A 6,741-nucleotide genomic window follows, 5' to 3' on the forward strand; every position below is an offset into this window, starting at 1 on the left:
CAGATCGCCTACGGCATGACCGAGACCAGCCCGGTGTCGACCCAGACGGCCGCCGATGACGATCTGCAGTGTCGGGTCAGCAGTGTTGGCCGAACCCAGCCGCATCTGGAGAGCAAGGTGATCGACAAGCAGGGGCGCATCGTCCCGCGCGGGCAGGTCGGCGAGCTGTGCACCCGTGGCTACAGCGTCATGCTTGGCTACTGGAACAACCCGCAGGCCACCGCCGAGGCCCTCGACCCGGCGCGCTGGATGCACACCGGCGACCTGGCGGTGATGGACGAGCAGGGCTACCTGAGTATCGTCGGGCGCAACAAGGACATGATCATCCGCGGCGGCGAGAACGTCTATCCGCGGGAGATCGAGGAGTTCCTCTTCGGCCACCCGGCGGTGGCCGATGTGCAGGTGGTGGGCATTCCCGACGACAAGTACGGCGAGGAGATCGTCGCCTGGGTCAAGTGCCACCCCGGCCACCAGGTGGCTGCAGCGCAACTGAGCGAGTTCTGCAAGGGACGTATCGCCCATTTCAAGGTCCCGCGCCACTTTCTCCTGGTCGACGAGTTCCCCATGACCGTGACCGGCAAGGTGCAGAAGTTCCGCATGCGCGAGCTCAGCATCGAGCGGCTGGCACTCACCGCGAAGCCCTAGGCTTTGGCGCCTGCGGCGTCCGTCAGTCGGGCGCCGCCTCTGATAATGGAGTATCCGATGTCCCAGCAGATCAGTCGCTTTGCGCTGCCCGACAATCTTGAACAATTACCGGACGACCTGCACCAGCGGATACTCGCGGTGCAGGAGAAGGCCGGCTTCGTGCCTCATGTATTCCTCATGCTGGCCCACCGTCCGGACGAGTTTCGCGCCTTCTTCGCCTACCACGACGCTTTGATGGAGCGCGAGTCCGACAGCCTGACGCCGGCGGAAAAGGAGATGATCGTGGTCGCCACCAGTGCCCGCCATGGCTGTCTGTACTGCGTGGTGGCGCATGGCGCGGTATTGCGCATCTACAGCAAGGATCCGCTGCTCGCCGACCAGGTGGCGGTCAACCACCGCACCGCGCCGATTGGCGAGCGCCAGCGCCTGATGCTGGATTTCGCCTTTCACGTCGGCCTCGAGCGCGGCGGCCTGGATGGCGACTGGCAGGCACGCCTGCAGGCAGTCGGTTTCAGTCTCGACGACATCTGGGACATTGGCGCGATCACCGCCTTCTTCAGCCTGTCCAACCGGCTGGTGTCGCTGGCGGGCACGCCACCCAACACCGAGTTCTACCTGATGGGCCGCGTGCCCAGGGTAGCGAGTTGAAACTGCCGCTATAGCGACAGCACATGTTCTCCTGGCCATGCCGGGGGAGCCGTCTTTTCATGGCGCGCTCAGGGGGGTGGGCAGGGCTGCGCGCGGCGGGTGTGACGACTGCAGAGGGTGGGGTATTTATGCATAACGCACCTGATAATTTGCTCATTATTATTTAATAAACGCCTGCCTATACTCGATTTCAGCGAATTGACCCAAGGCAGCAGCAGGCAAGCCGGGACTGACATCCATCAGACGAGTCTCGCGGCTTCAGTCGAACAAGAACCAGTAAGTCTAAATTAGACTTTCGTATAGTGTTTACGTTTACGTAAAGGTAGTAGTGTCAGCAGCGCCATAACCAATAAAAACAAGCAAGGTTAGAGGGCTCCACATGTCACCCGAATTCGTTTTGGAAACGCGCGGATTGACCAAGGAATTTCGCGGGTTCACCGCGGTGGACTCGGTCGATCTTCGTGTGCAGAAGGGGCATATCCATGCCTTGATCGGACCCAACGGGGCCGGCAAGACCACGGTGTTCAACCTCCTCAGCAAGTTCCTCGCGCCCACTAGCGGCGAGATCATTTATCAGGGCAAGCCGATCACCGGCCTGCAGCCGAACCAGATCGCCCGTCTCGGTCTGGTGCGCTCCTTCCAGATTTCCGCGGTATTCGGTCACATGAGTGTGATGGAGAACGTCCGCGTGGCCCTGCAGCGCAAGCTGGGCAACTCCTTTCACTTCTGGAAGTCCGAGCGCAGCCTTGAGGCCCTCAATGAGCGCGCCCTGCAGATGCTCGACGATGTGGGCCTGCTCGACTTCGCCGACACCCTGACCATCGAACTGCCCTATGGCCGCAAGCGCGCCCTGGAGCTGGCCACCACCCTGGCGCTGGACCCGGCCGTGCTATTGCTCGACGAGCCGACCCAGGGCATGGGCGGCGAGGACGTGGAAATGGTCATCGGCCTGATACGCCGTGCCGCGGTGGGGCGCACGGTGCTGATGGTCGAGCACAACCTCAGCGTGGTCAGTCAGTTGTGCGACCGCATCACCGTGCTGGCCCGTGGCGCGATCCTCGCCGAAGGCGACTACGCCAGCGTGTCAGCCAACCCCCTGGTGCGCGAGGCCTACCTGGGCAGCGAAGCGGCCGTCAGCGAGGAGGCCGGCGCATGAGCAACCTGCATACCCCGGATTACGAGCAACTGCGGGTCAGCGACCTGCATGCCTTCTACGGCGAGTCGCACATTTTGCATGGCATCGACCTGCTGGTCCGGCGCGGCGAACTGGTGACCCTGCTCGGGCGCAACGGCTCGGGCCGCTCCACCACCCTGCGCGCGATCATGAACATGGTGGGTCGGCGCACTGGGTCAATCGTGATCAACGGCAACGAGACCCTGGGCCTCGCCGCGCACCTGATCCCGCGCCTGGGCGTTGGCTTCTGCCCGGAAGAACGCGGCATCTTCGCCAGCCTCAACGTCGAGGAGAACCTGCTGCTGCCGCCGATGGTGCGCAGTGGCGGCATGAGCCTCGATGAAATCTACGAGATGTTCCCCAACCTCTACGAGCGGCGTTTCAGCCAAGGCACCCGGCTCTCTGGCGGCGAGCAGCAGATGCTGGCCATGGCGCGCATCCTGCGCACCGGTGCCAACCTGCTGCTGCTCGACGAGATCACCGAGGGCCTGGCTCCGGTGATCGTGCAGAAACTCGCCGAGGTGCTGATCAAGCTCAAGAACAAGGGACTGACCATCGTGCTGGTGGAGCAGAACTTCCGCTTCGCCGCCCCGTTGGCTGATCGGCATTACCTGATGGATCACGGCCAGATCGTCGAGGAAATCAGTGCGGCCGAGCTGTCGTCCAAACAAGAACTGCTGCACCGCTGTCTAGGCGTCTAACCCAGTTTCACCCCTCGAAACATGCAGTACGGCGTGGCCCAGGCCCGCCGGATCGGGGTTGCTTTGCCCGGTACAACAACAATAACTGTGGAAGGTAACGAGATGAATCTGTTCCAGAAGACTGCAAGCACCATCCTCGCCACCAGCCTGATTGCCAGCGCCGCCCAGGCGCAGCTCAGCGACGACGAAATCCGCATCGGCTACCTGGCCGATATGTCCGGCACCTACCGCGATCTCTCCGGGCCAGGTGGCCTGGAAGCGCTGAAGATGGCCGTCGAGGACTTCGGTGGCCAGATCGATGGCAAGAAGATCGTGATTTTCAGCGCCGACGACCTGAACAAGCCGGATGTCGGCGCCAGTACCGTGCGTCAGTGGGTCGATGAGCGCAACGTCGACATGGTCACCGGTCTGGTCGCCTCCTCGGTGGTGCTGGCGGCAAGCCAGGTGGTGGAGCAAGCCGGCAAGCTGGCGCTGATTTCCGGCGCCGCGGCCTCCAGCATTACCAACGAATACTGCTCGCCCAACCATATCCACTGGACCTACGATTCCTACGCGCTGGCCAACGGTACGGCCAAGGCGGTATTGGCCAATGGCGGCAAAAGCTGGTTCATCCTGACCGCCGACTATGCCTTCGGCCATGCCATGGAAGCCGACATCACCAAGGTGGTCCAGGCCGATGGCGGCTCTGTGCTGGGCACGGTGCGTCATCCATTCCCGAGCAGTGACTTTTCCTCCTACATCCTCCAGGCCCAGGGTTCCGGCGCCGATGTGATCGCCCTGGCCAACGCCGGTGCCGACACGGTCAATTCGCTGATGACGGCCAGCCAGTTCGGCGTTACCCAGTCCGGGCAGAGTCTGGCCGGTATGGTGGTCTTCCTCAACGACATCCACGCCATGGGCCTGGACGTGACCCAGGGTCTGATGCTGACCACCGGCTGGTACTGGGACCTCAACGAGGAAACCCGCACCTGGTCCAAGCGCTACGAAGACCGCTTCGGCAGCAAGCCAGGCATGGTGCCGGCGGGTATCTACTCGGCGACCATGCATTACCTGAACGCAGTCAAGGCCGCCGGCAGTGACGAGGCGCAGGCGGTGCGCGCGCAGATGATGGCGACCCCGGTCAACGACATGTTCGCCAAGAACGGCAAGATCCGCGCCGATGGCCGCATGGTTCACGACATGTACCTGGCCCAGGTGAAGACCCCGGCCGAGTCGAAGGGCGACTGGGACCTGTACAAGATCGTGCGCACCATTCCGGGCGACGAGGCCTTCCGCCCGCTGGCCGAGAGCCAATGCAAGCTGCTGTCGCAGAACTGATCGGCAGGTAATCCCAGCTAATCACCCGGCTGCCAGCAGCCGGGTGTCACTGACTTTCAGCGGGTGAGAACTCATGACTATGGTATTCGGCATACCGCTGGGCGTACTGCTCGGCCAGCTGCTGCTCGGGCTGATCAACGGCGCTTTCTATGCCTTGCTCAGCCTGGGCCTGGCGATCATCTTCGGTCTGCTGCGGATCATCAACTTCGCCCATGGCGCCCAGTACATGCTCGGGGCTTTCGCCGCGGTGCTCGGCCTCAACTACCTGGGCATCAATTATTGGGTGGCGCTGATTGTGGCGCCGCTGCTGGTCGGCGCCCTCGGCATGCTCATCGAGCGCGGCCTGTTGCGCCGGATCGCCGGGGAGGATCACCTCTACGGCTTGCTGTTGACCTTCGGCCTGGCGCTGATCGTCGAGGGCTGCTTCGTCAAGTTGTTCGGCGTCTCAGGCGCGTCCTACCCGATGCCCGAGCTGCTCAAGGGCGGTTACAACCTGGGCTTCATGTTCCTGCCCACCTACCGCGCCTGGGTGGTGGTGGCTGCAGTGGTGGTGTGCCTGCTCACCTGGTACATGATCGAGCGCACCCGCCTGGGCTCCTACCTGCGTGCCGGTACCGAAAACCCCAAGCTGATGCAGGCCTTCGGTATCAACGTGCCACTGCTGATCACCCTGACCTATGGCTACGGGGCGGCGCTGGCGGCGTTCGCCGGGGTGCTGGCCGCGCCCATCTATTCGGTCACCCCGACCATGGGCGCCAATCTGCTGATCGTGGTGTTTGCCGTGGTGGTGATCGGCGGGATGGGTTCGATCATGGGCGCGATCGTCACGGGTTTGGCCATGGGCGTGATTGAGGGGCTGACCAAGGTGATCTATCCAGAAGCGGCCAACACCATCGTGTTCCTGGTGATGGTACTGGTGCTGCTGGTTCGTCCCGCGGGACTGTTCGGCAAGGAGACTTAAGCATGACCAATCTGCACATCAAACAGGACAGTCTGGCTCTGGTGCCGCAAGTGGTACGTGAGCGCCAGCAGGCGGCGCAACGGCGCAAGCTGTGGTTCTATCTGGCACTGTTCGGCGTCGCGCTGGTCGCGCCCCTGGCGGTGTACCCGATCTTTCTGATGAAGCTGCTGTGCTTCGCCTTGTTCGCCTGCGCCTTCAACCTGCTGCTCGGTTATGCCGGCTTGTTGTCCTTCGGGCATGCCGCCTTTTTCGCCACCGGCGGCTATATCACCGGCTACTTGCTCAGCGAGTACAGCGGCCTCGGCACCGAGCTGGGAATACTCGCCGGCACCCTGGCGTCCGCGGCGCTCGGCTTGCTGTTCGGCCTGCTGGCGATTCGCCGTCAGGGCATCTACTTCGCCATGATCACCCTGGCGCTGGCGCAACTGGTGTTCTTCATCTTTGTCCAGGCGCCCTTCACCGGCGGCGAGAACGGCCTGCAGGGCGTGCCGCGTGGGCAGTTGTTCGGGCTGTTCGACCTCAACGACAACCTGACCCTGTACTACTTCGTCCTCGCGGTGTTCATCGTTGGCTTCGCCGTCATCCAGCGCACCATCCACTCGCCCTATGGCCAGGTGCTCAAGGCGATCCGCGAGAACGAGCCGCGGGCCATTTCCCTGGGCTACAACGTCGACGCGCACAAGCTGCTCGCCTTCGTCATTTCCGCCACCCTGACCGGACTGGCGGGCTCGACCAAGACCGTGGTGTTCCAGTTGGCCTCGCTGACCGACGCGCACTGGCACATGTCCGGCGAGGTGATTCTGATGACCCTGCTCGGCGGCGTCGGCACCGTGCTCGGGCCGGTGGTCGGCGCCAGCGTGGTGATCACCCTGCAGAGCTACCTGTCCAACGGCCCATTGGGCGAGTGGGTGCACGTGATCCTCGGGGCGATATTCGTCACCTGCGTGCTGCTGTTCCGGGTCGGCATCGTCGGTTGGGTGCTGAAACTGGCAAAGCGCAACTTCTAAAACAAGCCTCCTGCTGTTTGCTCAAGGTGCGGACCCTGATCCGCGCCGGGGGGCTGTTTGCCTGAAATATGCCCTACCGGGTCATCGGCAGGGGTGTCTGGACGCCACGGGAAACCCCGTGGGTATCAGGTCGGTTGCATCGGCCGTCGCGCGTATTGCCTGGCAGTTGGCTGCCTGGCGTTGCTGCACTACTCACCAATAAGAAGAGAGATCTATGAACGTTGAAAAGTCGATAACCAGGCCCTTCAAGGCCAAAGTCCTCTGTGTGGCGATCACCGCCAGCCTGGC

At 62.9% G+C, this 6,741-nt stretch carries 7 protein-coding genes; all 7 read left to right on the forward strand.

Going from position 1 to position 6,741, the window contains the following annotated elements:
• Positions 1-645: AMP-binding protein (locus ABZE94_RS19230; RefSeq protein ID WP_372877508.1), on the forward strand; the 645-nt coding region annotated here is incomplete at its 5' end.
• A 57-nt stretch (positions 646-702) separates the two neighbouring features.
• Complete coding sequence (locus ABZE94_RS19235; RefSeq protein WP_372877510.1) at positions 703-1,293, forward strand: peroxidase-related enzyme; 591 nt, start codon at positions 703-705, stop codon at positions 1,291-1,293.
• A 379-nt stretch (positions 1,294-1,672) separates the two neighbouring features.
• The gene (locus ABZE94_RS19240) at positions 1,673-2,449 is read left to right on the forward strand and encodes an ABC transporter ATP-binding protein (RefSeq protein ID WP_372867278.1); all 777 of its coding nucleotides are present in this window, start codon (positions 1,673-1,675) and stop codon (positions 2,447-2,449) included.
• Positions 2,446-3,168, forward strand: coding sequence for an ABC transporter ATP-binding protein (locus ABZE94_RS19245; protein ID WP_238043151.1), 723 nt, complete (start codon positions 2,446-2,448; stop codon positions 3,166-3,168). Before ABZE94_RS19240 ends, ABZE94_RS19245 begins: the two co-directional genes overlap by 4 nt.
• Positions 3,169-3,270: 102 nt before the next feature.
• Positions 3,271-4,485, forward strand: a complete 1,215-nt coding sequence (locus ABZE94_RS19250; RefSeq protein WP_372877512.1) for an ABC transporter substrate-binding protein — start codon at positions 3,271-3,273, stop codon at positions 4,483-4,485.
• Positions 4,486-4,558: 73 nt separating this feature from the next.
• Positions 4,559-5,446, forward strand: a complete 888-nt coding sequence (locus ABZE94_RS19255; protein WP_238043149.1) for a branched-chain amino acid ABC transporter permease — start codon at positions 4,559-4,561, stop codon at positions 5,444-5,446.
• Positions 5,447-5,448: 2 nt separating this feature from the next.
• A complete protein-coding gene (locus ABZE94_RS19260) occupies positions 5,449-6,453 on the forward strand; it encodes a branched-chain amino acid ABC transporter permease (RefSeq protein ID WP_372877514.1) in 1,005 nt (334 codons plus the stop codon).
• The last annotated feature ends 288 nt before the right edge of the window (positions 6,454-6,741 follow it).

The organism is Pseudomonas sp. (assembly GCF_041601375.1).
Classification (GTDB): Bacteria; Pseudomonadota; Gammaproteobacteria; order Pseudomonadales; family Pseudomonadaceae; genus Aquipseudomonas.

Excerpts from the sequence above, each read along its gene's own strand:
- ABZE94_RS19240 (WP_372867278.1), top strand. The coding sequence starts at position 1,673 with ATGTCACCCGAATTCGTTTTGGAAACGCGCGGATTGACCAAGGAATTT.
- ABZE94_RS19255 (WP_238043149.1), top strand. The coding sequence starts at position 4,559 with ATGACTATGGTATTCGGCATACCGCTGGGCGTACTGCTCGGCCAGCTG.
- ABZE94_RS19260 (WP_372877514.1), top strand. The coding sequence starts at position 5,449 with ATGACCAATCTGCACATCAAACAGGACAGTCTGGCTCTGGTGCCGCAA.
- ABZE94_RS19250 (WP_372877512.1), top strand. The coding sequence starts at position 3,271 with ATGAATCTGTTCCAGAAGACTGCAAGCACCATCCTCGCCACCAGCCTG.
- ABZE94_RS19245 (WP_238043151.1), top strand. The coding sequence starts at position 2,446 with ATGAGCAACCTGCATACCCCGGATTACGAGCAACTGCGGGTCAGCGAC.
- ABZE94_RS19235 (WP_372877510.1), top strand. The coding sequence starts at position 703 with ATGTCCCAGCAGATCAGTCGCTTTGCGCTGCCCGACAATCTTGAACAA.